The sequence below is a fragment of the Acidovorax sp. MR-S7 genome (assembly GCF_000400995.2).
Classification (GTDB): Bacteria; Pseudomonadota; Gammaproteobacteria; order Burkholderiales; family Burkholderiaceae_C; genus MR-S7.
Genome location: NZ_DF238950.1, coordinates 282,386 through 308,701 on the forward strand (window position 1 = coordinate 282,386; position 26,316 = coordinate 308,701).

A 26,316-nucleotide genomic window follows, 5' to 3' on the forward strand; every position below is an offset into this window, starting at 1 on the left:
GGAGCCCCCACGCTCGGCACTGGCGTGTCCTCGCTGCCCCCCAAGGGGGCCTTCGCACCTTCGGGCGGCCGTGCGGCGCTCATGTGCGTCATGCGCGGCCTCCCCGCATCAGCAGCTTGTTCTCATAGTCCACGCGCAGAACGACCGCGATGGCGACAAGATTCATGAGGATGGCCGAGCCGCCGAAGCTCATGAGCGGCAGGGTCAGCCCCTTGGTGGGCAGCGCGCCCAGGTTCACGCCCATGTTGATGAACGCCTGGAAGCCGATCCAGATCGCCACGCCTTGCGCCACGAGCCCCGAGAACACGCGGTCGAGCGCGATGGCCTGGCGGCCGATGTGCATGATGCGCCGCGTCATCCAGAGGAAGGCCACGATGAGCGTGAGCACGCCCACCAGGCCGAACTCCTCGCCGATCACGGCCAGCAGGAAGTCGGTGTGCGCCTCGGGCAGCCAGTGGAGCTTCTCCACGCTGCCGCCCAGCCCCACGCCGAAGATCTCGCCGCGGCCAATGGCGATCAGTGCGTGCGAGAGCTGGTAGCCCTTGCCCAGCGCGTGCTTCTCGCTCCACGGGTCGAGGTAGGCGAAGATGCGCTCGCGCCGCCAGTCCGAGAACCAGACCATGGCCGCGAACGCCATCACCAGGATGAACGCGATCAGGAAGAACATGCGCGCGTTCACGCCGCCCAGGAACAGGATGCCCATGGCGATCACGGCGATCACCATGAACGCCCCCATGTCGGGCTCGGCCAGCAGCAGCGCGCCCACCACGGCCACGGCGGCGGCCATGGGCAGCACGGCGCGGAAGAACCGCTCCTTGACCTCCATCTTGCGCACCATGTAGTCCGAGGCGTAGACCAGCACGGCGAACTTGGCCAGCTCGGACGGCTGGAAGTTCATGATGCCCAGCGACAGCCAGCGCCGCGCGCCGTTGACCACCGTGCCCACGTGCGGGATCAGCACCGCGATGAGCAGCACGATCGAGGCCACGAACAGCCACGGCGCCATGCGCTCCCAGGTGTTCATGGAGATCTGGAACGCGATGAGCGCGCCCACGAAGCCCACGCCGATCGCCAGCACGTGGCGCACGAGGAAGTGCGTGGGCGCGATCTTGCCGAAGCGCGGGTTGTCCGGCATGGCGATCGAGGCCGAATACACCATGACCACGCTGAACGCGAGCAGCAGCACCACCACCCAGCACAGCGCCTGGTCGAAGCCCAGCACGCGCGCGGGCGTGGCGGTGGTGCGGCGGTATTCGGTGCCACCCACGCGCACGGGCAGCACGTCGGCGGTCTTGGCGGGCAGCGCGCCCAGCCAGCCGAGCAGGCGCTGCCAGGCATTGGTGCGCGGCGCTGCTGCGGCGGTCATGCCAGCCCCCCTTCCAGCGGCTGCCCGGCAGCATCCGCCAGGGCCTCCACGGCCTCGCGGAAGACGCGGGCGCGATGGCCGTAGTTGTCGAACATGTCCAGGCTGGCGCAGGCGGGCGAGAGCAGCACCGCGTCGCCCGCGTGCGCGCGCTGCGCGGCGGCCTGCACGGCCTCGGGCAGTGTGGCGCAGTCGGCCAGCGGCACGCCCACGCCCTGCAGCGCGGCGCGGATCTGCGGCGCGTCGCGCCCGATCAGCACCACGGCGCGCGCATGGCGCGCCACGGGCGCGGCCAGCGGCGAGAAGTCCTGCCCCTTGCCGTCGCCGCCCAGGATGACCACCAGGCGCCGGTCCGCGCCCAGGCCCGCGAGGGCAGCCACCGTGGCGCCCACGTTGGTGCCCTTGCTGTCGTCGAAATACTCCACCTCTCGCACGGTGCCGATGGGCTCCACGCGGTGCGGCTCGCCGCGGTATTCGCTCAGGCCGTACAGCATGGGCGCGAGCGCGCAGCCCGCGGCCTGCGCCAGGGCCAGCGCGGCCAGGGCGTTGGTGGCGTTGTGCCGGCCGCGGATGCGCAGCGCGTCGGCGGGCATGAGGCGCTGCACGTGCAGTTCTTCCTCGTGCGCCTTGGAACGCTTGGCGGTTTCGTCCGCGTCCTGCGCGCGTACCAGCCAGGCCATGCCTTTGAGCACCTCGATGCCGAAGTCGCCCGGGCGCTGCGGCATGTCGGCGCCGAAGGTGACGTGGGCGCGCAGCTGGGGCTTTTGCAGCTTCACGCGCACGGGCGGGGGCAGCATGTCCATGACCAGCGCGTCCTCGCGGTTCAGGACCATCAGGCCGGCCTCGCCGAAGATGCGCGCCTTGGCCTGCGCGTAGGCCTGCAGGCTGCCGTGCCAGTCCAGGTGGTCCTGCGTGACGTTGAGCACGGCGGCTGCCGCAGGCGCGAAGCCGCGCGCACCGTCGAGCTGGAAGCTGGACAACTCCAGCACCCAGACCTCGGGCAACGTGCCCGCGTCGATGCGCTGGCCCAGCGTATCGAGCAGCGTGGGGCCGATGTTGCCCGCCACGGCCACGCTCCTGCCCGCGCATTCGACGAGCAGGCCGGTGAGCGAGGTGACCGTGGTCTTGCCGTTGGTGCCCGTGATGGCCAGCACGGCGGGCGCGTAGCCGTGGCGCGCGCGCAGTTCGCGCAGCGCCTCGGAATACAAGCCCAATTCGCCATCAGCGCTTATCTGGCAAGCGCTGACAGCTATCATTACAGGAGCAATCTCCGCTGGCGCCAGGCCCGGCGAGCGGTACACCGCATGCAGCGCGCGGCCTTCGACCAGGTCTGCGTCGAGCGGCCCGGCGATGAACTGCGCCTGCGGCAGCTCGGCGCGGAGCTGGGCGAGCTGCGGCGGGTTCTCGCGCGTGTCGGCCACCGTCACCTGCGCGCCGGAGCGCGCGCACCAGCGCGCCATCGCCAGGCCCGAGGCGCCCAGGCCCAGGATGAGCACGCTGCGGCCCGCCATGTAGTCCAGCGCTTCGCCGGGGCGGATGGCAGGAAGCGGGCTTTCCGGAGGCGCCTCGGCCGCCGCGCCTTCCGTGGCTTCCTGGTGCGCCTCGGCGGGCTCGTCGGCGGCGCCCACGTCCGCGAAGATGCGCGCGACGAACTCCTTGGCCTGCGCCGCGGCGGAAACCGCGGGGGCCGTGTAGTCGAACGCGGGCGCCGGCAGGGGCGCCGGCACGGGCGCAGGCGCCGGGGCCGCCGCTTCGGCAGCGGGCACCTCGGGGTTCGGGAGGTCGTGGCGCTCGTCGTTCATCGCAGTTTCAGTGTCGTGAGGCCCACGAGGCACAGCAGCATGGTGACGATCCAGAAGCGCACGACGACCTGCGTCTCCTTCCAGCCGCTCTTTTCGAAATGGTGGTGCAGCGGCGCCATCTTCAGCAGGCGCCGGCCCTCGCCGTAGCGGCGCTTGGTGTACTTGAACCAGGTGACCTGCAGCATCACCGACAGCGCCTCGACCACGAAGATGCCGCCCATGATGGCCAGCACGATCTCCTGGCGCACGATGACGGCGATGGTGCCCAGCGCCGCGCCCAGCGCCAGCGCACCCACGTCGCCCATGAAGACCTGCGCGGGATGGGTGTTGAACCACAGGAAGGCCAGGCCCGCGCCGGCCATGGCGGCGCAGAAGATCAGCAGCTCGCCCGAGCCCGCGATGTAGGGGAACAGCAGGTACTTGGCATGGCCCGCGTTGCCCGTCACGTAGGCGAATATGCCCAGCGCCGAGCCGACCATGATGACGGGCATGATCGCCAGGCCGTCCAGCCCGTCGGTCAGGTTGACCGCGTTGCTCGACCCCACGATGACGAGGTAGGTCAGGATCACGAAGCCCAGCACGCCCAGCGGGTAGCTCACCTCCTTGAAGAAGGGCACGAGCAGCCCGGCCTGCGGCGGCAGGTCCAGCGAGAAGCCCGACTGCACCCAGGTGATGAACAGCTCGAACACGCGCGCATTGGAGTTCTCGGAGATGCAGAACACGAGGTAGAGCGCCGCCGCCAGGCCGATCAGCGACTGCCAGAAATACTTCTCGCGCGAGCGCATGCCCTCGGGGTCCTTGTTGACCACCTTGCGCCAGTCGTCCGCCCAGCCGATGGCGCCGAAGCCCAGCGTGACGGCCAGCACGATCCACACGAAGCGGTTTGAAAGATCGAACCACAGTAGCGTCGAGAGGGTGATGGCACCCAGGATCAGCACGCCGCCCATCGTGGGCGTGCCGCTCTTGGACAAGTGCGACTGCATCGCATAGCCGCGGATCGGCTGGCCGATCTTGAGCGCGGTGAGCATGCGGATCACCTTCGGCCCCACGAACAGGCCGATGAGCAGCGCTGTCAGGGCCGCCATTACCGCGCGGAAGGTGAGGTACTGGAACACGCGCAGGAAGCTGAATTCCGGCGACAGGCCTTGCAGCCACTGCGACAGCATCAGGAGCATGCGGCCTCCCCCTGGGTTTCGATGGCCTGCACCACCTGTTCCATCTTCATGAATCGTGATCCCTTCACCAGCACGCTGCCCACCTCGGGCAGGCATGCACGCACCGCCGCGATGAGCGATGCCATGTCGTCGAAATGCCGCGCGCCCGCCACGTGGGCGCTCAAGGCGCCCAGCGCGAACACCTGCTCGATGCCGCTCGCGCGCGCATGCGCGCCGGCCTCGGCGTGGAACTGCGGGCCCTGCTCGCCCACCTCGCCCATGTCGCCCAGCACCAGCAGGCGCGGGCCGGGCAGGCCGGCCAGCACGTCGATGGCCGCACGCACGGAGTCGGGGTTGGCGTTGTAGCTGTCGTCCACCACGGTGATGCCACGCACGCTGAAGGCGCGCGAGCGGCCCTTGACCGGCACGAAGGCCGCAAGGCCCTGCGCGATCGCATCGAGCGGCACCCCCGCCGCGACGGCGCAGGCAGTGGCAGCCAGCGCGTTCGTCACGTTGTGGCGGCCCGCGATAGACAGGTGCGTATCGAAGACGCCCTGCGGCGTGGCGATGCGCACGGCCCAGCCGCCGCCCCGCCACTGCGCGGATGCGCAGCGCACCTCGCCCGCATCGCCGAACGTGACGCAGCGGCGCGCGCCCGCCAGTTCGCGCCAGAGCGGCGTGAACGCATCGGCGGCGGGGAACACGGCCACGCCGTCGGCGGGCAGCGCGGCGAGCACGCTGCCGTTCTCGCGCGCCACGGCTTCCACGGTGTGCATGAATTCGAGATGCTCGCGCTGCGCGTTGTTGACCAGCGCCACCGTCGGCCGGGCGATGTCCGCGAGGTAGGCGATCTCGCCGGGATGGTTCATGCCCATCTCCACCACGGCCGCCTGGTGCGCGGCCCCCAGGGGCAGCAGCGTGAGCGGCACGCCGATGTCGTTGTTGAGGTTGCCTTGCGTGGCAAAGGCGGCCGCACCCTTCCAGGCGCGCAGCACGGCTGCGACCATCTGCGTGACGGTGGTCTTGCCGTTGCTGCCCGTCACGCCGATGAGCGGCAGGCGCCACTGCGCGCGCCAGCCCGCGGCCAGCGCACCGAGCGCGCGCAGCGTGTCGGGTACCTCGATGCCGGGCAGGCCCGCGGCCTGCAGCCCCGCATGCGCCACGGCGGCCACGGCGCCCGCCTCGCGCGCCTGGGCCAGGAATTGATGAGCGTCAAAGCGCTCGCCCTTGAGCGCCACGAACAGGTCGCCCGCCGCCAGCGTACGCGTGTCGCTGTGCACGCGCACGATGGGCGTGGCACCGTCGCCCACGAGGCGCGAGCCGGGCACGAAGGCATGCACCTGCGCCAGGGTCATCATCGGCCGGCCGTTCATGCCGCCTCCTTGCGCAGCGAGAGCGCGTCGCGCGCCTGCGCCATGTCGGAGAACGGCTGGCGCCGGCCCGCCGTCTCCTGGTAATCCTCATGCCCCTTGCCGGCGATCAGCACCACATCCAGCGCATCGGCCTCGGCCAGCGCCAGCCGGATGGCGGCGGCGCGGTCGGGCTCGGCGCGCACGTGCGTGGCGGCGATGGTGCCCAGCAGGATCTGGTGGATGATGGCCTGCGGGTCTTCGCCGCGCGGGTTGTCGCTGGTCACGATCACCTGGTCAGCGCCATGCTGCGCGGCCGCGCCCATCAGCGGCCGCTTGCCCGCGTCGCGGTTGCCGCCGCAGCCGAACACGCACCACAGCCGCCCGCCGCGCTCTTGCGCCACGGGCTGCAGCGCGGCCAGCGCCTGGCGCAGGGCGTCGGGCGTGTGGGCATAGTCGACGGCCACGAGCGGCTGGCCGGGCAGCGCGATCTGCTCCATGCGGCCCGGCACGGGTGCAAGCCGCGCACAGGCGCGCACGGCGGCGGCCAATGGCACGCCGAGCGTGCGCAGCGCGGCGATCACGCCGAGCAGGTTGGCGACGTTGTAGAGGCCGACGAGGCGCGTCTGCAGCGCATGCGCATCATCGCCTTCGGCGACGGTGAAGGCCAGCCCTTCGCCGGTGTGCGACACGTTCCGCGCAATGAGCCGCGCGGGGCCATTCATCGAGACGCCCCAGAGTGCGAGGCCCTTGCCCTGCAGTTCGGCGTGCAATGCCGCTCCGCGCTCGTCGTCGACGTTGATGACGGCGGCCCGCAGCCCCGGCCAGTCGAACAGCGCGCGCTTGGCCTGCCAGTAGGCGTCCATGTCCGCGTGGTAGTCCAGGTGGTCCTGCGTGAAGTTGGTGAACAGGGCGGTGTGGATGGGCGTGCCCGCGAGGCGGTGCTCGGCCAGGCCGATGGACGAGGCCTCGATGGCCGCGTGCGCGATGCCGCCGTCCACGAATGCGCGGAACGCGCGCTGCAGGCGCACGGGGTCGGGCGTGGTCAGGCCGGTGGATTCCACGGCGGGTGGGATTCCAATGCCCAAAGTGCCCACCAGCGCACATCCAGCAAGCTCAGGCAGCTCTTTTTTCGATAGCGCGCCAAGCGCATCGGCCAGCCACCATGCGGTGCTGGTCTTGCCGTTGGTGCCGGTGACGGCGAGCACGGTGAGCCGCTCGCCCGGCTGGCCGAACCATTCGGCGGCAATGGGGCCGGTGGCGGCCTTGAGGCCGGTGAAAGCGGCAATGGGTGCGGCGATGTGCGCGCCACTGAACGCGAACGGCTCCACGCCCTCGCGCTCCACGAGGCAGGCCGTGGCGCCGCGCGCGATGGCATCGCCCACGTGGGCGCGGCCGTCGGTGGCGGCGCCGGGCCAGGCGATGAAGCCGTCGCCGGGCTGGATGAGCCGGCTGTCGGTCTGCAGCGTGCCGGTGACGTGCGCGCGCAGGAAGGCGACGGCCTCGGCGACGGTGGTGAAGGCGCGCGGCGTCACAGCGGCTCCTCCACCGCGTTGGCCACGATCTGCGGCTTGACGGCCATGTCGGGCGCCACGCCCATCATGCGAAGCGTCTGCTGCACCACCTCGCCGAACACGGGGCCGGCGACGGTGCCGCCGTAGTAGCTGCCGGCCGAGGGCTCGTCGATCATCACCGCGACGATGATGCGCGGCTTGTCGATGGGCGCCATGCCGGTGAACCATGCGCGGTACTTGCCGGCGGCGTAGCTCTTGCCGACCTGCTTGCGCGCCGTGCCGGACTTGCCGCCGATCGAGTAGCCCACGGTCTGCGCCTTCTGCCCCGTGCCGCCGGGGCCGGCGGCCAGCCACAGCATGTGGCGCACCTGGCTGGCGGTCTTGGGCGAGAAGACGGGCGTGCCCACCGGGGAGCCGCTCGCCTTGAGCATGGTGGCCGGGATCACCATGCCGTCGTTGGAGAACACGGTGTAGGAGCGCGCCATCTGGAACAGCGACGCCGACAGACCGTAGCCATAGGACATGGTGGCCTGCTCCACGGGCTTCCAGTTCTTCCAGGGCCGCAGGCGCCCGCTGGCCGCGCCGGGGAAGGCGATCTGGGGCTTCTGCCCATAGCCCAGCGCGGTGTGCACGTTCCACATCTCCTGCGGCGACATGCGCTGCGCGACCTTGAGCGCACCGACGTTGCTGGATTTCTGGATCACGCCATCGACGGTGAGCACGCCGTAGTTGTGCGTATCCGAGATGTTGAAGCCGCCGATGGCGAACCGGCCGGGCGTGGTGTCGATTACCGTGTCGTGGCGCACCCGGCCCAGCTCCAGCGCCATGCCGATGGTGATGGGCTTCATGGTCGAGCCGGGCTCGAACACATCGGTGAGCGCGCGGTTGCGCAGCTGCTCGCCGGTGAGGTTGCGGCGGTGGCCGGGGTCGTAGCTGGGGTAGTTGGCCAGGGCCAGCACCTCGCCCGTATGGGCGTCGAGCACCACCACGCTGCCGGCCTTGGCCTTGTGCGCGGCCACGGTGTCGCGCAGCTTCTGGTAGGCGAAGAACTGCACCTTGCTGTCGATCGAAAGCTGCATGTCCTTGCCATCGACCGGCGGCACTTCCGCGCCCACGCCCTCGACGACGCGGCCCAGGCGGTCCTTGATGACGCGGCGCGAGCCGGGCTTGCCGGCCAGGTCCTTGTCGAAGGCCAGCTCCATGCCTTCCTGGCCGTGGTCCTCCACGTTGGTGAAGCCCACCACGTGCGCGGCGGCCTCGCCCTCGGGGTACTGGCGCTTGTACTCCTTGCGCTGGTAGATGCCCTTGATGTTCAGCGCAGCGATCTTCTGGCCCACGTCCCAGTCGAGCTGGCGCTTGATCCACACGAAGGTCTTGTCCTCGTCGGCCAGCTTGGCGTTGAGCGCGGGCAGCGGCATCTCCAGCAGCCGCGCCAGCTCCTTGAGCTTGGCCTTCACCTCGGGCTTGTCGTTCTCCACGTCCTCGGGAATGGCCCAGATGCTGGCGGCGGGCACGCTGGAGGCCAGGATGAGCCCGTTGCGGTCCAGGATGCGGCCGCGGTTGGCGGGCAGCTCCAGCGTGCGTGCGAAGCGCACCTCGCCCTGGCGCTGGAAGAACTCGTTGCCGACCACCTGCACGTAGGCCGCGCGCGCAGCCAGCCCCACGAAGCCCAGCGCCACCGCGGCGACGATGAACTTGCTGCGCCACACGGGCGTCTTGCTGGCCAGCAGCGGGCTGGAGGTGTAGTTGACGCTGCGGCTGCTCACGGCCTGCCTCCCGCCGCCGCGGCGGAGACGACGGGCGAGCCATCGTCCGTCACGTACTGGGTGATGGCCGGCGTGGCCGAGCGCATGTGCAGGCGGTCGCGCGCGAGGCGCTCCACACGCAGCGGCGTGGCCTGGGCGCGCTTTTCCACCTGCAGGCGCTGGTGTTCGGTCTCCAGCTGGCGCGCCTGCGCCACCGCGCGGTCCAGCTCGGTGAACAGGCGCCGCGACTCGTATTGCGTATGCACGAGATAGAGCGCGCTGGCCATCACGGCCACCAGCAGCATGGCGGAGATGCGTGTCACGCGGGCACCTCCGTGCGCTCGGCCACGCGCATCACGGCGCTGCGCGCGCGCGGGTTGGCCTGCACCTCGTGCGCGCCGGGCTTGATGCGCTCCAGCGCCTTGAGGCGCATGGGCTGCGGCGGCGCGAACGGCGCGCGGCGGTCGTAGACCTCCTTGGAGTGCTTCGCGATGAACTGCTTGACGATGCGGTCTTCCAGAGAATGGAAGCTGATGACCGCCAGCCGCCCGCCGGGGGCCAGCACGTGCAGGCTGGCCTCTAGCGCTTGTTGCAGCTCCTCAAGCTCGGCGTTGATGAAAATCCGAAGAGCCTGAAATGTGCGCGTTGCAGGGTTCTGGCCCGGCTCGCGGGACTTGACCGCGCCAGCCACGATGCCGGCCAGTTCGGCGGTGCCTGCAACAGGGCCCCGTTCTTCGCGCCGAGCAACAATCGCCTTTGCAATGGGGCCAGCAAACCGTTCTTCACCGTAGTCACGTATCACCTCCGCAATCTGTGCCACTTCGGCATCCGCCAGCCACTCGGCCACGCTCTGGCCGCGCGTGGTGTCCATGCGCATGTCGAGCGGGCCGTCGAAACGAAAACTGAATCCGCGCCCCGGATCGTCGATCTGCGGGGAGCTGACGCCCAGGTCCAGCAGCACGCCCGCCGCGCTGGCGGGCGGCAGCTCGCCCAGGTGCGAAAAGCCCTGGTGCCGAATCGAAAAGCGCGCATCCTGGATGCGCGCCGCCTCTTCGATCGCCTGGGGGTCCTTGTCGAAGGCCACCAGCCGACCGCGCGGCCCCAGCCGCTGCAGGATGCGCCGCGAATGCCCTCCCCTGCCGAAGGTGCCGTCCACGAAGCAGCCTTCGGCCGCGGCCGCGCCGCCGAGCAAGGCGTCGACCGCCTCATCGAGCAAGACCGTGGTGTGCTGCAGGGGCTGGTTCACATGCGCCCCTAGAAAGCGAAATCCTTGAGGACGTCCGGCATGCCGGCCTGCATGGCCGCCGCCTCCTTGGCGTCGTACGTCGCCTTGTCCCACAGCTCGAAATGGCTGCCCATGCCAAGCAGCACGGTGTCCTTGGTGATGCCGGCGGCTTCGCGCAGCTCGGGCGAGACCAGCACGCGGCCGGTGCCGTCCATCTCCACGTCCATGGCATTGCCCAGGAAGATGCGCTTCCACCACTGGGCGGACATGGGGAGCTGGGCGATGCGCTCGCGGAACTGCTCCCATTCAGGGCGGGGGAAGACCATGAGGCAGCCGTCGGGGTGCTTGGTGATGGTGAGCTGGCCGCCTGCCTGCTCCGTGAGGACGTCACGATGCCGGGTCGGCACCGACAGCCGCCCCTTTGCATCCAGACTCAGCGATGACGCCCCTTGAAACACGGATTGGAAACCCCGGTCGTTGTCGCCCTCCCCCACACACGGGGGCTTCGAGGGCACTTTTCACCACTTAATTGCACTTTTTTGCACTGTAGCAGGAAAAGAACACCGGGCAAGAGGCTTCGCAACAAAATTTTGCAATGAAATCAAGGACTTAGCGCCGGATTTGCAGGCAATACCGGGAAAAATCCTTTGTTGATTAAGCACTTAGGAGCGGGTATGCAAGTGCTTTGTGAAGGCTTGACGGCGTCGCCGGACAACCTTCACAAAATGTATCGGGACAGATCCTCGTCCTGGCTCAGGGACTGCAGACGCCCGTCGACATAGGCGGCATCGACCACCACGGTCTGCCCCGAGAGCCTGGCGGCATCGAAGCTCACCTCGTCCAGCAGCCGCTCCATGACCGTGGACAGGCGCCGCGCGCCGATGTTCTCGGTGCGCTCGTTGACCTCGTAGGCGATATGGGCCAGCCGCGTGATGCCCTCGGGCCGGAAGTCGAGCGTGACGCCCTCGGTGGCCAGCAGCGCCTGGTACTGCTTGACCAGCGAGGCATGGGTCTGCGTGAGGATGGCCTCGAAGTCCTGCACCGAGAGCGAGCCTAGCTCCACGCGGATGGGGAAGCGCCCCTGCAGCTCGGGAATCAGGTCGCTGGGCTTGGCCAGGTGGAACGCGCCCGAGGCGATGAACAGGATGTGGTCGGTCTTGACCATGCCGTACTTGGTGGAGACCGTCGTGCCCTCCACCAGCGGCAGCAGGTCGCGCTGCACGCCCTGGCGCGAGACCTCGGCGCCGCCCGCCTCTTGGCGCGCGGCCACCTTGTCGATTTCGTCGATGAAGACGATGCCGTTCTGCTCGGCGTTGGCGAGCGCGCGGGTCTTCACCTCTTCCTCGTTGACCAGCTTCGCCGCCTCTTCGTCGGTCAGCAGCCTGAGCGCCTCGGCAATCTTGAGCTTGCGCGTCTTGCGGCGCTCCTGGCCCATCTGGCTGAACATGCCGCGCAGCTGCTCGGCCATCTCCTCCATGCCCTGCGGGCCCATGATCTCCAACTGCGGGCGCGCGTCGGCCAGGTCGATCTCGATCTCCTTGTCGTCGAGCTGCCCTTCGCGCAGCTTCTTGCGGAACACCTGGCGTGCCGCGCCGCCTTCGGCGGCCTCGCCGCCGCCGCGCGGCGGGGGAACGAGCGCGTCGAGGATGCGCTCCTCGGCCGCGTCCTCGGCGCGGGCGCGCACCTTCTTCATGTCGGTCTCGCGCGTCTGCTTGACGGCCACCTCGACGAGGTCGCGCACGATCGAGTCCACGTCCTTGCCCACGTAGCCCACCTCGGTGAACTTGGTGGCCTCGACCTTGATGAAGGGCGCATCGGCCAGCCGCGCCAGGCGCCGTGCGATCTCGGTCTTGCCCACGCCCGTGGGGCCGATCATGAGGATGTTCTTGGGCGTGATCTCCTGGCGCAGGCCGGCATCGACCTGCTGGCGGCGCCAGCGGTTGCGCAGCGCGATGGCCACGGCACGCTTGGCACCGGCCTGGCCGACGATGTGGTTGTCGAGTTCGGAGACGATCTCCTGGGGAGTCATGGAAGACATGTTGATACCCAAATCAGGCCCCAGCGCTTACCCATCAAGCGCCAGCAGCTATCAAAACAAGAGTTTCCACCGTGCCGCTCAAAGCGTCTCGATGGTGTGGTGCATGTTGGTGTAGATGCAGAGCTCGCCCGCGATCTCGAGCGACTTCTTCACGATCTCGGCGGCCGGCAGGTCGGTGTTGGCGAGCAGCGCCTTGGCGGCCGAATGCGCGTAGGCACCGCCCGAGCCGATGGCGACGATGCCCTGTTCGGGCTCCAGCACGTCGCCGTTGCCGGTGATGATGAGCGAGGCGGAATGGTCGGCCACGGCCAGCATGGCTTCGAGCCGGCGCAGCACGCGGTCGGTGCGCCAGTCCTTGGTGAGCTCGATCGCCGCGCGCGTCAGGTGGCCCTGGTGCTTCTCCAGCTTGGCCTCGAAGCGCTCGAACAGCGTGAACGCGTCGGCCGTGGCGCCCGCGAAGCCGGCGAGCACCTTGCCGCCATAGAGCCGGCGCACCTTGCGCGCCGAGCCCTTGACGACGATGTTGCCGAGGGTGACCTGCCCGTCGCCGCCGATAGCGACCTGGAGGCCGTCCGCCGTCTGGCGCCGGACGCTGAGAATGGTGGTGCCGTGGTACTGTTCCATGGGGATGGCAGATGGGGGCACCTGCGCCGTTTGCAAGCCGCAGCGAACGCGGTTCAGTTCTTGCGGGGGATCACCCAGGCGTGCTCGTTGACGCCGATCACGTTGAAGAACACCGCGGCCAGGCGGTGCAGGTTGGTGAACTGCACCACGCGGCCCTGCGCCTGCTGCGCCGCCGCCCAGTTGAGCACGGAGCCGATGGCCGCGAAATCGATGCGGATCAGGCGGTCGCAGGCCACGGTGAGCGGCTGGCCGGGGAGCACCAGGGCCTCCAGCGGGTCGAGCAGCGGCGCCGCATCGCCCTCGATGTGGCCCGAGAGCGCGGCGGCCGGGGCCGCATCGTCCATGCCGGCGGGCTGCGATAGCTGGAAGCCGGACATGAACAGGTCGCTGTCCTTCGCCTCTGCCTGCGGGGCGGCCTGCATGCCGTCGTCGCCGCTGAAGGAGCAGCGCGGCGCAGCCCAGGATGGGGGCGAGACCTCGTAGGTCACGCAGTAGTCGAGGGCCACCAGCTCGAACTCGTCCGGCTGGCCCATGAGGCGCAGCGCGGCCATGCGCAGGCGCCACCATTGCGGGTCGGAGCCGCGGTCGCCCGACTGGGTGTGGGCCTGCAGCACGGACTGCAGCGCCTGCATGCCGAGAAAGCGCAGTTCCACGTCCTGGTCGGCCCAGCGCTCGAACAGGTCGGCCAGGGCGGACACGGCGGGCAGGTCCATGCCCGTGAGGCGCGCCCAGTTCAGCGTCCACGGCGGCGCGGCGCGTGCCAGCGAGGCCTGCAGCGCCGCCACGGACTGCTGCGCCAGCATGGGCTGGGCGCTCCAGCTCAGCTCGCGCTGCGCCGGGGCCGGCTGCGCCGGCTCGGCCACCGCCACGCCCTGCAGCCCGAGCTGCTCGGGCAGGGAGAACCACAGCGGCGCGGAGCGGCCGAAGCGCGCCGCATAGTCGATCGCCAGCGTGTCGAAGCGGTCCTGCTGGCCCGTGGCGCGGTACAGGTCGAACAGCGTCATCCAGAGGTCGTGCTGCTGCGGCGGCGCATCCTGCTGGTGCTGTGCCAGGACTTCCGTGAGGCCGGTTTCCGCGCCGGCGTAGTCGCCGTTGGCGAAACGGATCGCAGCTTCCTCCAGATCGGGCTCATGCACGAATTTCTCGGGCTCGGCCACAGGGGCAGCCGGCGCGCTGCTTGCCGCCACGGCGGGCGGCTCGACGGTGCCGAAGCCGCTGCCCAAGGCATCGTCGGCGAAGAGCGGCTCGACGGGAGCCGCCCGGTCGAGCGGCATGGGCATGCTCAGCGGCGCAGTAGGTGCGAAGGCGTTGCCGTGCGGGCCGGCCTGCGCCGCCGCCAGGGCCGCGGCGATGGCCGCCGACGCGGGCGCGGGCTGCGTGGCGTCCACGCCCGTCGCGGGCAATGGCCGCCCGGCGGGGGGCACCGGAGGCGCGGGCTGGGAGGGCATGCCGGAAGCGGGCTTGCTCTTCCACCACTGCTGGGACATCTGCGCCTCGATCTCGTCGATCTTCTTGAGCGTCTCGGCCCGGTCGTCGGGCGATGTCATGCTGGTCTGGAAGAAGGAAGTGCGCGCCGTGGGGTCTTCCACACGCTGGCCCTGCAGGGCCTCGCGCTGGCGCAGCTTGCGCAGCTGATCGAACTCGCGGCGGCGCACGAAGTCGTTGCGCCGCTTGCGCTCGATCATCTCCTTGAGCATCTGCTTGCTGTACTGGCTCTCGCGATCGGCGTCGATCGAATCGAGCTCGGACCAGTTGACGGTCGGATTGCGCACGAAGCGCACCATCTTGGACAGCAGGCCACGGCCGGAGGAGGACTCTTCCTTGCTCATGTGCGTACCAGATCGGGCGCGTGCGCCGTCCTTTCCGTCGGGATGCGGGGGGAGCGCCGTGCGCTCAGTCCCCGAACATCTTTTGCTTGAGTTCGCGGCGCTGCTGCGCTTCCAGCGACAGCGTGGCCGTGGGGCGTGCCAGCAGGCGGCCCACGCCGATGGGCTCGCCCGTCTCGTCGCAGTAGCCGTAATCGCCGGCGTCGATGCGCGCGATGGACTGCTCGATCTTCTTGAGCAGCTTGCGCTCACGGTCGCGCGTGCGCAGCTCCAGGGCGTGTTCTTCCTCGATGGTGGCGCGGTCGGCCGGGTCGGGCACGACCACGGTGTCCTCGCGCAGGTGCTCGGTGGTCTCGCCGGCGTTGTTGTGCATGTCCTGCTTGAGCTGAACGAGCTTGTGGCGGAAGAAGGCCAGTTGCTTGTCGTTCATGTACTCGCTGTCGGGCATGGACAGCACTTCGGCGTCGCTCAGCTCTTCAGCGGACTTGGTTTTCCAGTTGTTGGCCAGCTTGGGGTCTCTCTTGGCGGCCGCCACAGGGGTTTGCAGGGTCGTAGGCATGGTGTCAATGAAGCTGGCTCATGGGGCGGCACACGCCCCTGTCGTTGCCGTGGATGGTACGTTCAATTGCGCCGGACGGGAAGAAGGCCGACGCGTCTGCGCGGTTACCGGCGCCGCGGCTGTGGCAGCGGGCGCGGGCCGGGGACGTGCAGGGCTCGGCTTTCACTTCCTAGTCTCCTCGCAAGTGGGGCGGGTCCGGCCGCTTGGAGCGGCGCGGTGCGGGCGGCTTTTTTGCCGGGGCGCGATTGTATCGATGTCGGCGCGCAGGGCAACCCGCGCCGGATACCAGAGCGAATCGTGCGGCTTGTGGCGAGCCGCAGGATTCACACTCGTTCACATTGGCGGTCAGGCCAGGCACTGCTCCAGCCCCTGCTGGAAGATGTCGCGCGGCAGGTCGATGCCGATGAACACCATCTTGCTGCTGCGCGCCTCGCCCTCGGCCCACTGCGGTCCCAGGTCGCTGCCCATGAGCTGGTGCACGCCCTGGAAGATGACCTTGCGGTCGGTACCCTTCATGTCCAGCACGCCCTTGTAGCGCAGCATCCGCGGGCCGTAGATGTTCACGATGGCGCCCAGGAAGTCCTCGAGCTTGGCGGGGTCGAACGGGCGGTCGGCGCGGTAGACGAAGCTCTTCACGTCATCGTCGTGATGGTGGTGGTGCGGATGGTCGCAGTGCTCGCCGTGTTCGTGGTGATGATGATGGTGGTGGTCATGGTCGCACTGGCCATGGTCGTGGTCGCAGTGCGCGTGGTCGTGCGCGTCGCCCTCTTCCTTCAGGAAGTCGGGGTCGATGTCCAGCTTGGCGTTGAGGTTGAAGCCGCGCAGGTCCAGCACCTCGGACAGCGGCACCTCGCCGAAGTGCACGGCGCGGATGGGCGCGCGCGGGTTCATGTGCTTGAGGCGGTGGACGAGGGCGTTCTTCTCGTCCTCGCTCACGAGGTCGGTCTTCGACAGGAAGATCTGGTCGGCGAAGCCCACCTGGCGGCGCGCCTCCTGGCGGTCGTCGAGCTGCTTTTGCGCGTGCTTGGCGTCCACCAGGGTGATGATGGAATCGATCAGGTAGGTTTCGGCGATCTCGTCGTCCATGAAGAAGGTCTGGGCGACGGGGCCCGGGTCGGCCAGGCCCGTGGTCTCGATCACGATGCGGTCGAATTCCACCAGGCCCTTGCGGCGCTTGGCGGCCAGCAGCTGCAGGGTCTCGCGCAGGTCTTCGCGGATGGTGCAGCAGATGCAGCCGTTGCTCATCTGCACGATCTGCTCCTTGGACTCGGTGCGCAAGATGTCCGTGTCGATGTTCTCCTCGCCGAATTCGTTTTCGATCACGGCGATCTTCTGGCCGTGCGACTCCGAGAGCACGCGCTTGAGCAGCGTGGTCTTGCCGGAGCCCAGGAAGCCGGTGAGGATGGTGGCGGGAATCAAGGACATGGGACGTGCTTTCCAATGCAAAGCGGCGGCCCTTGGACGGACCGCCGCGCGACAAAAAAACCAGTGTACCGAGCCTGTCAAGACCCTGGCGGCTTGCGGCGCGCGCGCGGGTGGGCCTGGTCGTACACCTGCGCGAGGTGCTGGAAGTCCAGGCGCGTGTAGACCTGGGTGGTGGTGATGTTGGCGTGGCCCAGCAGCTCCTGCACGGCGCGCAGGTCGCCGCTGGACTGCAGCAAGTGGCTGGCGAACGAGTGGCGCAGCATGTGCGGATGCACGGGCGTGGAGAGGCCCGCGGTCTGGCTGCGCTGGCGCAGGCGCAGCCACACGGACTGGGCGCTCAGGCGAGTGCCGCGCTGGCCGATGAAGAGCGCGGCCTCCTGCGACGTGCCGCGCACGGCGAGCCAGGCGCGCAGCGCCTCGGCGGCGGCGCGGCCCACGGGCACGCTGCGGCGCTTGGAGCCCTTGCCGAACACATGCGCCTCGCCTGCCTGCAGATCCACCCAGCCGCGCCCCTGCTGGTGCGCGGCCGGGCTGGGAGCCACGTCCAGCCCGACGAGCTCGCCCACGCGCAGGCCGCAGCCGTAGAGCAGCTCGACGATGGCGGCGTCGCGCGCCTCCAGCCACGGGTCGGCGCCGGGCTGCTCGTGCTCGGCCAGGCGCACGGCGTCGTCCACCGGCAGGGCCTTCGGCAGGGGCTTGGGCGCCTTGGGCGCGCGCACGTCCTGCACCGGGTTGTGCGGCACCAGGCCCTGGCGCGCGGCCCAGGCGAAGAAGCCGCGCCAGCCCGAGAGGATGAGCGCGATGCCGCGCCCGCTGCGCCCGCCCGCGTGCATTTGCGCGACGAAGCGGCGGATGTGCGCGCTGGTCAGCTGCAGCAGCGGCTGCCCGGCCGTTTCGGCGAAAGACGCGAGCCTTTCCAGGTCCAGCGTGTAGAGCGTGAGCGTGCGTGCGGCCAGGCGCTTCTCCACGCGCACGTGCTCCAGGTATTGCCGGGCCTCGGGCGGCAGCGGCGCGGGCATGGCGGATTCGTTCACACGTTCTCAGCGCAGGCGCGAGAGGGCGGAGCTGGCCAGCTCGGCCATGCGCGCGAGGAAGTCGGTGCCCATGGTGGCGTCGAAGCGCTGCGGGTCGTGCGAGCCCAGCACCAGCAGGCCGAAGGCGGGCTGCTCGGCACTGTCGATCGCGCCCTCGCGCAGCGGCAGCAGCGCGAGCGACTGGGCCTGCGGCGCATCGGGCAGCCAGGCGGTGGCCTCGAAGCCCAGGTTGGGGCCGCAGAACGGCATGGTGAGCGAGGAGGCGAAGGAACGCACGTCCTCGCTCACGCCCTCGGTGAATGCGGCGCCGGCGTAGGTCGGCGCGGTGCCCCACACGCGCAGAGCGACCTGCGGCACGTCGAACAGCGCGCGCATGCCCTGCTCCACGGCCTGCGGCAGCGCGGCGGGGTCCCGCACGGCGGCCAGGTCGCGCGCCCACTGGTGCATCTTGTGGGCGATGGCGGCGTTCTCGCCGCCGTGGCGCACCATGTCCATCACGCGGTGCTCCAGGCCCTTGATCTTGTCGCGCAGCATCTCGGCCTGGCGCTCGTGCAGGCTCACGGCGCGCTGACCGTGCGGGCTGGCGATGGTGACGGCAGCCAGCACCTCGGCGTGGCGCTCGAAGAAGCTGGGCGTATTGACGAGGAACTCGGCGATGTCCGCCTCGGTGATGGGGGGGATCTGGGAAGAGGTCATGGTGCGTCGGGAATGTCGATCTGGCCTTCGAAGACCGTGGTGGCGGGACCTGTCATGAACACGGAGTCCTCGGGCGAGCCGCTCCACGCGATGGTGAGCAGGCCGCCGCGGGTGTGCACATCCACGCGCGCGTCCAGCAGCCCCAGGCGGATGCCTGCCGCCACCGCCGCGCAGGCGCCGGAGCCGCAGGCCAGCGTCTCGCCCGCGCCGCGCTCGTACACGCGCAGGCGCACTTCGGAGCGGCTGACGATCTGCAGGAAGCCCGCGTTCACGCGCTGCGGAAAACGCGCGTGGCCCTCCACCAGCGGGCCGGTGCGGGCCACGGGGGCGGTGTCCACGTCATCGACGAGCTGCACGGCGTGCGGATTGCCCATGGAGACGACCGCTACCAAAACAGTCGCTTCCTGCGCTTGCCCCTCCAACGCCAGAGGCCATTTTTGCCCCGAACCCTGCGGCACGGGCACGAGGCCCGACGCATCGAACGGCACGCGCTCGGGAGCGAACACGGGGCGGCCCATGTCCACCGTCACGCGGCCGTCGGCGGCGAGCCGGGGTTCGATCACGCCGGCCAGCGTCTGCACGCGGATCGCGTCCTTGCCCGTCAGGCCTTTGTCGCGCACGTAGCGCGCGAAGCAGCGCGCGCCGTTGCCGCACTGCTCCACCTCGCCGCCGTCGGCGTTGTGGATCACGTATTCGAAGTCGACGCCCGCCGCCGGCGAGGGGCGCACGGTGAGGATCTGGTCGGCGCCCACGCCGAAGTGACGGTCCGCCAGGAAACGGTATTGCGCGGGCGCGAGGCCCAGCCGGCCCTGCGTCTCGTCGAGCACGACGAAGTCGTTGCCCGCGCCCTGCATCTTGGTGAAGCGGATGTGCATGGCGCGATTATCGGGCCGCGCCCTTGCGCGGGCCACCGGTCCGGGCCAACCCGCAAATCCCGATGTTTTTGCTCGGATATTGATGTGCATCAGCCTGCGCCCGCCCGGGCTGCGCAGCATGCGGTGCTCCGGCCATCCCCAAGAAAACCCCACCATGACCCTCACCGTAGACGTACTGGACCGGCTGCACGCCGAAGACGTGGACACCGCCGCCGCGCTGGTGCAGCGCAGCAGCGACGGCGCCGCCCTCATCGAACTGTTGGAGATGCTCTGGCACATCGGCATCCCGCGCGCCAAGGCGCTCATCGCGCCCGTGCTCGAGCGCCTGGCGCAGCTGCGCCCCGCCGAGTGATGCGGGAATAATGCGGCGATGCCGCGCCAGAACCAATACCTCCACGCCCCCTTCACCCCGGTCACCCCCCTCGACGCCGCCACCGTGCTGCTGCTGCGCGACGCACCCCAGCCCGGCGGCGGCACCGCGCTGGAGGTGCTGATGACCCGCCGCTCGGACAAGGCCAGCTTCGTGCCCGGCGCGCACGTCTTCCCCGGCGGCGGCATCGAGGCCCAGGACGCCGCGCCCGAGACCCACGCCCTGGCCGACCACCGCCCCGCCCAGAGCGGCCGGCGCCTGACCGACGCGCTGGCCGCCATCCGCGAGAGCTTCGAGGAGCTGGGCATCCTGCTGGCCCGCCGCGCCGACGGGCGCTGGGCCGGCCCCGAGGACATCGCCGCGATCGACCGCAAGGCCCCGCTGGCCCCGCAGTGCGCCGCGCACGGGCTGCGGCCCGCGGCCGACGCGCTCTGGCTCTTCGCCCACTGGACCGCCGACCGCAACCTGCCCAAGCGCTTCGCCGTGCCCTTCCTCGTCGCGCGCATGCCGGAAGGCCAGGAGCCCGTGGCCGACGAATCCGAGCAGTTCGAGCCCATCTGGGTGCGCCCCTCGGATGCGCTGGCCCGCCACGACGCCGGGCAGTTCTTCATGATCTTCCCCACCATCCGCACGCTGCAGCGCCTGGGCCAGTTCCCCGACGTGGACGCCGTGCTGGCCGCCGTGGCGCACGAGCAGCCCCTGTGGGCCAGCAGCCCCCGCTCGGGCCTGCTCGGCGGCAAGCGCGCGCCCCACATGGAACACGAGGCGGCCTACGGCGAGCTGACCCTGGTCTGCCCCGACGGCCAGGTCGCCCACACGCTGGACTGGCAGAGCGAGACGCCCGTGTCCCTGCTGCGCAACCTGCAGCGCCTCACCGCGCCCAACCCGGGCGTGATGACCGGCCCCGGCACCAACAGCTACCTCGTGGGCGATCCTGCCACCGGCTACATCGCCATCGACCCCGGCCCGCAGGACGGCGAGCACCTGGACCGCCTGTGGCGCGCCGCCGGCGGCGACATCCGTATGGTCGTGTGCACCCACTCGCACCCGGACCATTCGCCCGGCAGCCACCCGCTGGCCGACCTCGTGGCCGCCCACGGCCGCCCGCGCCCGCCGGTGCTGGGCCTGCCCTCGGCCCCCACGGCGCGCGCGGCCAGCCACTTCGCGCCCGACCGGGCGCTACAAGATGGCGAGCTGCTCGCGCTTTCCGGCACAGGGCCGGACGCCGGAATCACCCACACCCTGGAGGTGGTGCACACCCCCGGCCACGCCGCCAACCACCTGTGCCTGCTGCTGCGCGAGGACGGGCTGCTGTTCTCCGGCGACCACGTTCTCAACGGCAGCACCACCGTCATCGACCCGCCCGACGGCAACATGGCCGACTACCTGGATTCGCTGGACCGGCTGGATGCGCTGTGCGCGCAGCACGGCGTGGAATTCATCCTGCCCGCCCACGGCTACGTGCTGGGCAACGCCCGCGAGGCGATCGCCCGTCTGAAGGCCCACCGCCTCGCGCGCGAGGCCAAGGTGGTCGCCGCCATGCAGGCGCGGCCCGAGGGCACCATGGAGGACTGGGTGCGCCTGGCCTACGACGACGTGCCCGAACGCCTGTGGCCCGTGGCCCAGCGCTCACTCCTGGCACACGTGGAACGCATCCGCATGCTGGAGCCGGGCAATGACTGAGCAGGTCCGCCTGTCCAAGCGCCTGGCCGAGCAGTTGCCCTGCTCGCGCCGCGAGGCCGAGCTGTACATCGAAGGCGGCTGGGTGCGCGTGGACGGCGCGGTGGTCGAGGCGCCCGGGGCGCGCGTGCTGCCCGCCCAGCAGGTGGTGCTGGCCCCCGGCGCGCGGCCCGAGGAGGCGCCGCCCGTCACGCTGATCCTGCACAAGCCGCCCGGCTACGAGGCCGGGCTGGGCGCGGCTGCGGGCGACGTGCGCGGCAGCCGCAGCCAGGGCGCGCCCGAGGCGCTGACGCTCGTGGGCCCGGACACCCTGCGCACGGAAGGCGGCCCGCCGCCGCGCGTGCTGCAGCGGCACTTCCGCCAGCTCGAATGCTTCACCCCCCTGCCCACCGAGGCCAGCGGCCTCGTGGTCTATACGCAGGACCGGCGCATGGCGCGCAAGCTCGCCGAGGACATCGAGACGCTGGAGCAGGAGTGCATCGTCGAGGTGGCGGGCGAGATCGCCCCCGGCGGCCTGCAAAAGCTCTGCCACGGCCTGAGCTTCAACGGCCGCCCCCTGCCCCCGATCAAGGTGAGCTGGCAGAGCGAGCGGCGCCTGCGCTTCGCGCTCAAGGGCATCCGCCCGGGCCAGATCGGCGCGATGTGCGAGGCCGTGGGCCTCACCGTAGTCGCCCTGCGGCGCATCCGCATCGGCCGCGTGCCGCTGGCCAAGCTGCCCGAGGGGCACTGGCGCTACCTGCAGCCCTGGGAACGCTTCTAAAAACATAGCTGCCCGCGCTTGCTGGTCGGGCGCTGGAGCCTCTTTTTCCTCTGATGCACCGCGCGCGGCTACACTGCGCGCCACCACACACAGGGAGAGAGGGGAAACATGGACGCACAGACCTTGTCCGACACGGGCGGGCGCACGGGCATGCGCTCGTCGTTCGAGTCGCAGGACATCGAGCCGCACCGGCTGCGCTTCACCGGCAGCGGCGGCGAATACTTCCGCGTGTGGATCGTGAACGTGCTGCTGTCCATCGTCACGCTGGGCTTCTACACGCCCTGGGCGCGGCGGCGCACGGCGCAGTATTTCTACGGTCACACGCTGGTGGCCGGCAGCCCGCTGGAGTTCACCGCCCAGCAGCGACGCATGGTGGTGGGCTTCCTGGTGGTGGCGCTGCTCACGCTGGCCTACAACATCGCCTCCAACACCGGGCAGGACGTGGCCGTGGGCCTGTTCATCCTGGGCGGCGCGGCGCTCGCGCCGCTGATCTGGGGCAGCGCCATGCGCTTTCGCCTGGCCAACACGCGCTGGCGCGGCCTGCGCCTGGCCTTCACCGCGAACTGGCGCGAGGTGTATACCGCCAGCTGGCCCGTGTTCGCGCTGGCCCTGGTCTGGCTGGCCGTGGCCTGGGGCCTGCAGACGCTGGCGCCGCCCGCCGCGCTGGACGAGGACACGGGCCGCAAGCTGCCCACCATCACCGCGCCCATGTGGGGGCTGATGGCGCTGGGGCTGCTGCTGTCGGTGCTGTGCGTCATCCGCCTGGAGTTCAACTACCGCAGCCTGCTGGTGCTGCGCTCGCGCATCGGCGATGAGCCCGGACGCTGGAAGCCGGTGTACCTGGACTTCGTCAAGCTCTGGCTGGCCACGCTGGGGGTGTTTATCGCCTCCGTGGCGGTGCTGGCCGCCGTGGCCGCGGGGCTGCTGCACGGCTCGTGGGCGCTGTTCAAGGCGCTGGGCCAGGGCGGCGGCATGGGCCTGGGGCTGTTCCTGCTCATCCTCGCGGGCATCGCTGCGGCGCTGTTCGTGCTGCTGCTGGCCACCGCACCCGCGCGCGCCTACCGCGAGGCCGCGCTGTTTCGCCTCACCTGGAGCCACATCGGCGTGAGCCGCATCGCCCGCTTCAAGTGCCAGCTGCGCGTGGGCGCCTACATCCTGCTGCGGCTGCGCAACATGCTGCTCACGCTCGTCACGCTGGGCTTCTTCCGGCCGTTCGCCATGGTGAGCGAATACCGCATGAAGCTCGAATCCGTCACGCTGTACGTCAAGGGCGGCGTGGACCAGGTGGCCGGCCGCCTCGGGCGCCAGCAGCCCGGCGGCATCGGCGACGCGCTGGCCGACGCGGCCGGCCTCGACCTGATCGGATGACGCCCCTCACGCCCCTGCGTGCACGCTGGTTCGATGGCGCCAGCAGCCAGGCCCGCACCGTCCTCGTCGTGCTGGAGCCCGCGCCCGGCGGTCCGCAACTCGCGCTGCACGCGCCGGGCCGGCCGCCGCGCCGCTTCGCCCACGGCGCGGTGGAGTGGCCCGAGGAGTGGAACCCGCACCGCCCGCCGCCCCGGCTGGTGGTGGACCTGGGCGACGGCGGCAGCCTGGAGATCGACGACCCCGCCGCCTGGCAGGCGATGCTCTCCGCCGCGGGCCACCGGCCCGGCCTGGCGCAGCGCATGCAGACGCGCTGGCCCGTCTTCGCCGCCGTGCTGGTGCTGGCGGCGGCGGGCCTGTTCCTGTTCTACCGGCACGGCACGCCCTGGCTGGCCACCCAGCTCACGCGCCACGTGCCGCTGGCCTGGGAGACGGCGCTGTCGCAGCAGGTGCTGCACCAGATGGACGATGGCACGCTCAAGCCCAGCAAGCTCGCCCCCGAGCGCCAGGCCGAGCTGCGCGCGCGCTTCGACGCGCTGGCGGCGCAGGCGGGCGCCAAGCGCTACGCCGGCTATGCGCCGCCTTACGCTCCTATTTATGCACTGCAGTTCCGCTCCGGCCTGGGCGCCAACGCCTTCGCGCTGCCCGGCGGCACCGTGGTGGTCACCGACGCGCTGGTCGAAGCCGCGCGCGCGCACCGCCTGGGCGACGACGCCATCGCCGGCGTGCTGGCGCACGAGATCGGCCACGTGGCGCATCGGCACACCACGCGCATGGTGGTGGAGCAAGGCGTGCTCAACATCGGGCTGGGGCTGGCGCTGGGCGACGTGTCGGGGCTGCTGTCCACCGGCGGCTCGCTGCTCACTGGCCTGGCCTACCGCCGCAACCACGAGCGCGAGGCCGACTGCCACGCGCTCGCGCTGATGCGCGCAGCCGGCCTGCCCACCGCGCCCATGGCCGACCTGCTGCTGGCCATCGCCCAGGAAGGTGCGGCGCGCCGCAAGGGCCAGGACGGCCCCGCGCAGGCGCCGCAGGAGGAGGACGGCCTGTGGTCGCTGCTCTCCAGCCACCCCGACACCGCCGCCCGCGCCCGCGAGCTGCGCGCCGGGCATGCGCCGTATTGCTCCTGAAAAAAGAGCTTCTCGCGCTTGACTGGCAAGCGCTAAAGCCCTTTTTGATTTGAAAAGTGTGAAGCCCGCCGATAAGCCGGATTCTGTGCACCGCGGTTGCCCGCGGCGTGACCGCCATTACTCTGGGCCGGGGGTCGCCCACCCGGCTCGATGCCACCTACCCGCACACTCCGGGGGCCCCGTCAACGTGTGCCTACTTGGTGTTGCTGCGCGTAGAGATTGCCCGTTTCACCCCCGGTGGTTTGCCTTCGCAGGCACTCCCCCGGGACTCGTCTCTGTTGCTCTGATCCTCACCTCGCGGTGGACAGCCGTTAGCTGCTACGCTGCCCTGTGCAGTCCGGACGTTCCTCCAGTGCCTGGTTTCCCAGATCGCACCAGCGGCGGTCTGGCGGGCTTCACGGGGGCGATTATCCCACCAGGTCAGTGCACCGACGACATCTCGTAGATGTTGTAGGCGATGAGCAGCAGCGCGCCCACGATGCCCAGCATCATCAGCGCCGGGCCCCAGCGCGACTCGCGCGCGGAAAAGCCGACGAGCATCAGCGCGCAGCTCGCGCCCAGCATGAGCATGGTGGTGTGCAGCAGGGTCATCGCTTCGCCTCCGTGGTCTGTCTGCGGCCATTGTCCCGCGCGCGGAGCCCGCGCGCAGCGGTCGCGCGCGCGGTCCTTGATGCGCATCAAGCGGATCGGGCCATATCGATATAGCCCCGGCGTCGAAGAGGTGGGCCACAATGCGCCGCATTCCCGCCACCACAACCCTCGGAGGTCCGATGAAAGCTGACAACATCCTGCATACGATTGGCAACACGCCCCACGTGCGCATCAACCGCCTGTTCGGCCCGGCCGCGCAGGTGTGGGTCAAGTCCGAGCGCTCCAACCCCGGCGGCTCCATCAAGGACCGCATCGCGCTGGCCATGGTCGAGGAGGCCGAGCGCTCCGGCCAGCTCCAGCCCGGCGGCACCATCATCGAGCCGACCAGCGGCAACACCGGCGTGGGCCTGGCGCTCGTGGCCGCCGTCAAGGGCTACAAGCTGGTGCTGGTGATGCCCGATAGCATGAGCATCGAGCGCCGCCGCCTCATGCTGGCCTACGGCGCCAGCTTCGACCTCACGCCCAAGGAAAAGGGCATGAAGGGCGCCATCGCCCGCGCCCAGGAACTGGCCGCGCAGACGCCCGGCGCCTGGATCCCGCAGCAGTTCGAGAACCCCGCCAACGTCGACGTGCACGCGCGCACCACCGCGCGCGAGATCCTGGCCGACTTCCCCGAGGGGCTCGACGTGCTCATCACCGGCGTGGGCACGGGCGGCCACCTCACCGGCGTGGGCCGCGTACTCAAGGCCCAGCTCCCGCAGCTCAAGGTGTTCGCCGTGGAGCCCGTGGCCTCGCCCGTGATCTCCGGCGGCCAGCCGGCGCCCCACCCCATCCAGGGCATCGGCGCGGGCTTCATCCCGAAGAACCTGGACACCAGCCTGCTCGACGGCGTGATCCAGGTCGACGCCGAGCCCGCGCGCGAATACGCGCGCCGCGCTGCGCGCGAGGAAGGCCTGCTCGTGGGCATCTCCTCGGGCGCCACGCTGGCGGCCATCGCGCAGAAGCTGCCCGAACTGCCGGCGGGCAGCCGCGTGCTGGGCTTCAACTACGACACGGGCGAGCGCTACCTGTCGGTCGAAGGCTTCCTGCCGACCTGACCCCCAAGGCCCGCAAGGGCCTTTTCTTTTGGCTCTGTCACAAATCTGTGTTGATGACCGGCACTCCGATGGCGTCGAGCAAGAGCTGGCGCGG

24 protein-coding genes and 1 other RNA gene are annotated in these 26,316 nt (G+C 70.3%); 6 read left to right on the forward strand and 19 right to left on the reverse strand.

Annotated features, from left to right (window positions below):
* Positions 1 to 88: 88 nt before the first annotated feature.
* The 17 genes from ftsW to dapF form a co-directional block, all read right to left on the reverse strand.
* On the reverse strand, positions 89 to 1,366 hold the full coding sequence (ftsW, locus tag AVS7_RS17490; protein WP_020230904.1) for a putative lipid II flippase FtsW: 1,278 nt from the start codon (positions 1,364 to 1,366) through the stop codon (positions 89 to 91).
* Positions 1,363 to 3,165: a UDP-N-acetylmuramoyl-L-alanine--D-glutamate ligase gene (gene murD, locus AVS7_RS17495; RefSeq protein WP_020230905.1), complete on the reverse strand. Its 1,803-nt coding sequence runs from the start codon at positions 3,163 to 3,165 to the stop codon at positions 1,363 to 1,365. Before murD ends, ftsW begins: the two co-directional genes overlap by 4 nt.
* The gene (gene mraY / locus AVS7_RS17500; protein ID WP_020230906.1) at positions 3,162 to 4,340 is read right to left on the reverse strand and encodes a phospho-N-acetylmuramoyl-pentapeptide-transferase; all 1,179 of its coding nucleotides are present in this window, start codon (positions 4,338 to 4,340) and stop codon (positions 3,162 to 3,164) included. Before mraY ends, murD begins: the two co-directional genes overlap by 4 nt.
* On the reverse strand, positions 4,331 to 5,692 hold the full coding sequence (gene murF, locus AVS7_RS17505) for a UDP-N-acetylmuramoyl-tripeptide--D-alanyl-D-alanine ligase (RefSeq protein WP_024001753.1): 1,362 nt from the start codon (positions 5,690 to 5,692) through the stop codon (positions 4,331 to 4,333). The genes mraY and murF overlap by 10 nt, the downstream gene beginning before the upstream one ends.
* Complete coding sequence (locus tag AVS7_RS17510; protein ID WP_020230908.1) at positions 5,689 to 7,203, reverse strand: UDP-N-acetylmuramoyl-L-alanyl-D-glutamate--2,6-diaminopimelate ligase; 1,515 nt, start codon at positions 7,201 to 7,203, stop codon at positions 5,689 to 5,691. Before AVS7_RS17510 ends, murF begins: the two co-directional genes overlap by 4 nt.
* Positions 7,200 to 8,948, reverse strand: coding sequence for a penicillin-binding protein 2 (locus tag AVS7_RS17515; RefSeq protein ID WP_020230909.1), 1,749 nt, complete (start codon positions 8,946 to 8,948; stop codon positions 7,200 to 7,202). The genes AVS7_RS17510 and AVS7_RS17515 overlap by 4 nt, the downstream gene beginning before the upstream one ends.
* Positions 8,945 to 9,250 carry a cell division protein FtsL gene (gene ftsL, locus AVS7_RS17520; RefSeq protein ID WP_020230910.1) on the reverse strand — a complete coding sequence of 102 codons (306 nt, stop codon included), beginning with the start codon at positions 9,248 to 9,250 and terminating at the stop codon, positions 8,945 to 8,947. Before ftsL ends, AVS7_RS17515 begins: the two co-directional genes overlap by 4 nt.
* Positions 9,247 to 10,173, reverse strand: coding sequence for a 16S rRNA (cytosine(1402)-N(4))-methyltransferase RsmH (rsmH, locus tag AVS7_RS17525; RefSeq protein WP_020230911.1), 927 nt, complete (start codon positions 10,171 to 10,173; stop codon positions 9,247 to 9,249). The genes ftsL and rsmH overlap by 4 nt, the downstream gene beginning before the upstream one ends.
* Before the next feature lie 8 nt (positions 10,174 to 10,181).
* Positions 10,182 to 10,610 (reverse strand): division/cell wall cluster transcriptional repressor MraZ, encoded by a 429-nt coding sequence (gene mraZ / locus AVS7_RS17530; RefSeq protein WP_034691928.1) that lies wholly within the window; start codon positions 10,608 to 10,610, stop codon positions 10,182 to 10,184.
* Between the two features lie 260 nt (positions 10,611 to 10,870).
* Entirely contained in the window at positions 10,871 to 12,190 is a 1,320-nt protein-coding gene (gene hslU, locus AVS7_RS17535) for an ATP-dependent protease ATPase subunit HslU (protein ID WP_034691847.1), read from the reverse strand.
* Between the two features lie 78 nt (positions 12,191 to 12,268).
* Positions 12,269 to 12,814: an ATP-dependent protease subunit HslV gene (gene hslV / locus AVS7_RS17540; protein WP_020230914.1), complete on the reverse strand. Its 546-nt coding sequence runs from the start codon at positions 12,812 to 12,814 to the stop codon at positions 12,269 to 12,271.
* A gap of 53 nt (positions 12,815 to 12,867) precedes the next feature.
* A complete protein-coding gene (locus tag AVS7_RS17545) occupies positions 12,868 to 14,643 on the reverse strand; it encodes an STAS domain-containing protein (RefSeq protein ID WP_020230915.1) in 1,776 nt (591 codons plus the stop codon).
* A gap of 64 nt (positions 14,644 to 14,707) precedes the next feature.
* Complete coding sequence (gene dksA / locus AVS7_RS17550; protein WP_024001756.1) at positions 14,708 to 15,199, reverse strand: RNA polymerase-binding protein DksA; 492 nt, start codon at positions 15,197 to 15,199, stop codon at positions 14,708 to 14,710.
* A 345-nt stretch (positions 15,200 to 15,544) separates the two neighbouring features.
* Positions 15,545 to 16,624 carry a GTP-binding protein gene (locus AVS7_RS17555; RefSeq protein WP_020230918.1) on the reverse strand — a complete coding sequence of 360 codons (1,080 nt, stop codon included), beginning with the start codon at positions 16,622 to 16,624 and terminating at the stop codon, positions 15,545 to 15,547.
* 77 nt (positions 16,625 to 16,701) lie between these two features.
* On the reverse strand, positions 16,702 to 17,643 hold the full coding sequence (locus AVS7_RS17560) for a tyrosine recombinase XerC (RefSeq protein WP_020230919.1): 942 nt from the start codon (positions 17,641 to 17,643) through the stop codon (positions 16,702 to 16,704).
* Positions 17,644 to 17,664: 21 nt separating this feature from the next.
* Complete coding sequence (locus tag AVS7_RS17565; RefSeq protein ID WP_020230920.1) at positions 17,665 to 18,354, reverse strand: DUF484 family protein; 690 nt, start codon at positions 18,352 to 18,354, stop codon at positions 17,665 to 17,667.
* Positions 18,351 to 19,229, reverse strand: a complete 879-nt coding sequence (dapF, locus tag AVS7_RS17570; protein ID WP_020230921.1) for a diaminopimelate epimerase — start codon at positions 19,227 to 19,229, stop codon at positions 18,351 to 18,353. Before dapF ends, AVS7_RS17565 begins: the two co-directional genes overlap by 4 nt.
* Before the next feature lie 154 nt (positions 19,230 to 19,383).
* Between dapF and AVS7_RS17575 the strand changes: the two genes are divergently transcribed.
* From AVS7_RS17575 to AVS7_RS17595, 5 genes are all read left to right on the forward strand, one after another.
* On the forward strand, positions 19,384 to 19,581 hold the full coding sequence (locus AVS7_RS17575; protein ID WP_024001759.1) for a hypothetical protein: 198 nt from the start codon (positions 19,384 to 19,386) through the stop codon (positions 19,579 to 19,581).
* Positions 19,582 to 19,599: 18 nt separating this feature from the next.
* Positions 19,600 to 21,282, forward strand: a complete 1,683-nt coding sequence (locus AVS7_RS17580) for an MBL fold metallo-hydrolase (RefSeq protein ID WP_020230923.1) — start codon at positions 19,600 to 19,602, stop codon at positions 21,280 to 21,282.
* A complete protein-coding gene (locus tag AVS7_RS17585) occupies positions 21,275 to 22,039 on the forward strand; it encodes an rRNA pseudouridine synthase (RefSeq protein ID WP_020230924.1) in 765 nt (254 codons plus the stop codon). The genes AVS7_RS17580 and AVS7_RS17585 overlap by 8 nt, the downstream gene beginning before the upstream one ends.
* Positions 22,040 to 22,147: 108 nt before the next feature.
* A complete protein-coding gene (locus AVS7_RS17590; RefSeq protein WP_020230925.1) occupies positions 22,148 to 23,407 on the forward strand; it encodes a YjgN family protein in 1,260 nt (419 codons plus the stop codon).
* Positions 23,404 to 24,534 carry a M48 family metallopeptidase gene (locus AVS7_RS17595; RefSeq protein WP_020230926.1) on the forward strand — a complete coding sequence of 377 codons (1,131 nt, stop codon included), beginning with the start codon at positions 23,404 to 23,406 and terminating at the stop codon, positions 24,532 to 24,534. The genes AVS7_RS17590 and AVS7_RS17595 overlap by 4 nt, the downstream gene beginning before the upstream one ends.
* Positions 24,535 to 24,590: 56 nt before the next feature.
* Here the strand turns inward: AVS7_RS17595 and rnpB are convergent.
* Both rnpB and AVS7_RS24935 read right to left on the reverse strand, forming a co-directional pair.
* Positions 24,591 to 24,931, reverse strand: an RNA gene (gene rnpB, locus AVS7_RS23380) — RNase P RNA component class A.
* A gap of 23 nt (positions 24,932 to 24,954) precedes the next feature.
* Positions 24,955 to 25,125, reverse strand: a complete 171-nt coding sequence (locus tag AVS7_RS24935) for a hypothetical protein (RefSeq protein WP_200405938.1) — start codon at positions 25,123 to 25,125, stop codon at positions 24,955 to 24,957.
* A 179-nt stretch (positions 25,126 to 25,304) separates the two neighbouring features.
* On the opposite strand from AVS7_RS24935, the gene cysK reads away from it, so the two are divergent.
* Positions 25,305 to 26,222 (forward strand): cysteine synthase A, encoded by a 918-nt coding sequence (cysK, locus tag AVS7_RS17605; RefSeq protein ID WP_020230928.1) that lies wholly within the window; start codon positions 25,305 to 25,307, stop codon positions 26,220 to 26,222.
* The last annotated feature ends 94 nt before the right edge of the window (positions 26,223 to 26,316 follow it).

Bases quoted from the DNA above. Each gene is read 5' to 3' on its own strand.
- ftsW (WP_020230904.1), bottom strand. From the start codon at position 1,366: ATGACCGCCGCAGCAGCGCCGCGCACCAATGCCTGGCAGCGCCTGCTC.
- murD (WP_020230905.1), bottom strand. From the start codon at position 3,165: ATGAACGACGAGCGCCACGACCTCCCGAACCCCGAGGTGCCCGCTGCC.
- mraY (WP_020230906.1), bottom strand. From the start codon at position 4,340: ATGCTCCTGATGCTGTCGCAGTGGCTGCAAGGCCTGTCGCCGGAATTC.
- murF (WP_024001753.1), bottom strand. From the start codon at position 5,692: ATGAACGGCCGGCCGATGATGACCCTGGCGCAGGTGCATGCCTTCGTG.
- hslU (WP_034691847.1), bottom strand. From the start codon at position 12,190: ATGTCTTCCATGACTCCCCAGGAGATCGTCTCCGAACTCGACAACCAC.
- hslV (WP_020230914.1), bottom strand. From the start codon at position 12,814: ATGGAACAGTACCACGGCACCACCATTCTCAGCGTCCGGCGCCAGACG.
- AVS7_RS17545 (WP_020230915.1), bottom strand. From the start codon at position 14,643: ATGAGCAAGGAAGAGTCCTCCTCCGGCCGTGGCCTGCTGTCCAAGATG.
- dksA (WP_024001756.1), bottom strand. From the start codon at position 15,199: ATGCCTACGACCCTGCAAACCCCTGTGGCGGCCGCCAAGAGAGACCCC.
- AVS7_RS17555 (WP_020230918.1), bottom strand. From the start codon at position 16,624: ATGTCCTTGATTCCCGCCACCATCCTCACCGGCTTCCTGGGCTCCGGC.
- AVS7_RS17560 (WP_020230919.1), bottom strand. From the start codon at position 17,643: ATGCCCGCGCCGCTGCCGCCCGAGGCCCGGCAATACCTGGAGCACGTG.
- AVS7_RS17565 (WP_020230920.1), bottom strand. From the start codon at position 18,354: ATGACCTCTTCCCAGATCCCCCCCATCACCGAGGCGGACATCGCCGAG.
- dapF (WP_020230921.1), bottom strand. From the start codon at position 19,229: ATGCACATCCGCTTCACCAAGATGCAGGGCGCGGGCAACGACTTCGTC.
- AVS7_RS17575 (WP_024001759.1), top strand. From the start codon at position 19,384: ATGACCCTCACCGTAGACGTACTGGACCGGCTGCACGCCGAAGACGTG.
- AVS7_RS17580 (WP_020230923.1), top strand. From the start codon at position 19,600: ATGCCGCGCCAGAACCAATACCTCCACGCCCCCTTCACCCCGGTCACC.
- AVS7_RS17585 (WP_020230924.1), top strand. From the start codon at position 21,275: ATGACTGAGCAGGTCCGCCTGTCCAAGCGCCTGGCCGAGCAGTTGCCC.
- AVS7_RS17590 (WP_020230925.1), top strand. From the start codon at position 22,148: ATGGACGCACAGACCTTGTCCGACACGGGCGGGCGCACGGGCATGCGC.
- AVS7_RS17595 (WP_020230926.1), top strand. From the start codon at position 23,404: ATGACGCCCCTCACGCCCCTGCGTGCACGCTGGTTCGATGGCGCCAGC.
- AVS7_RS24935 (WP_200405938.1), bottom strand. From the start codon at position 25,125: ATGACCCTGCTGCACACCACCATGCTCATGCTGGGCGCGAGCTGCGCG.
- cysK (WP_020230928.1), top strand. From the start codon at position 25,305: ATGAAAGCTGACAACATCCTGCATACGATTGGCAACACGCCCCACGTG.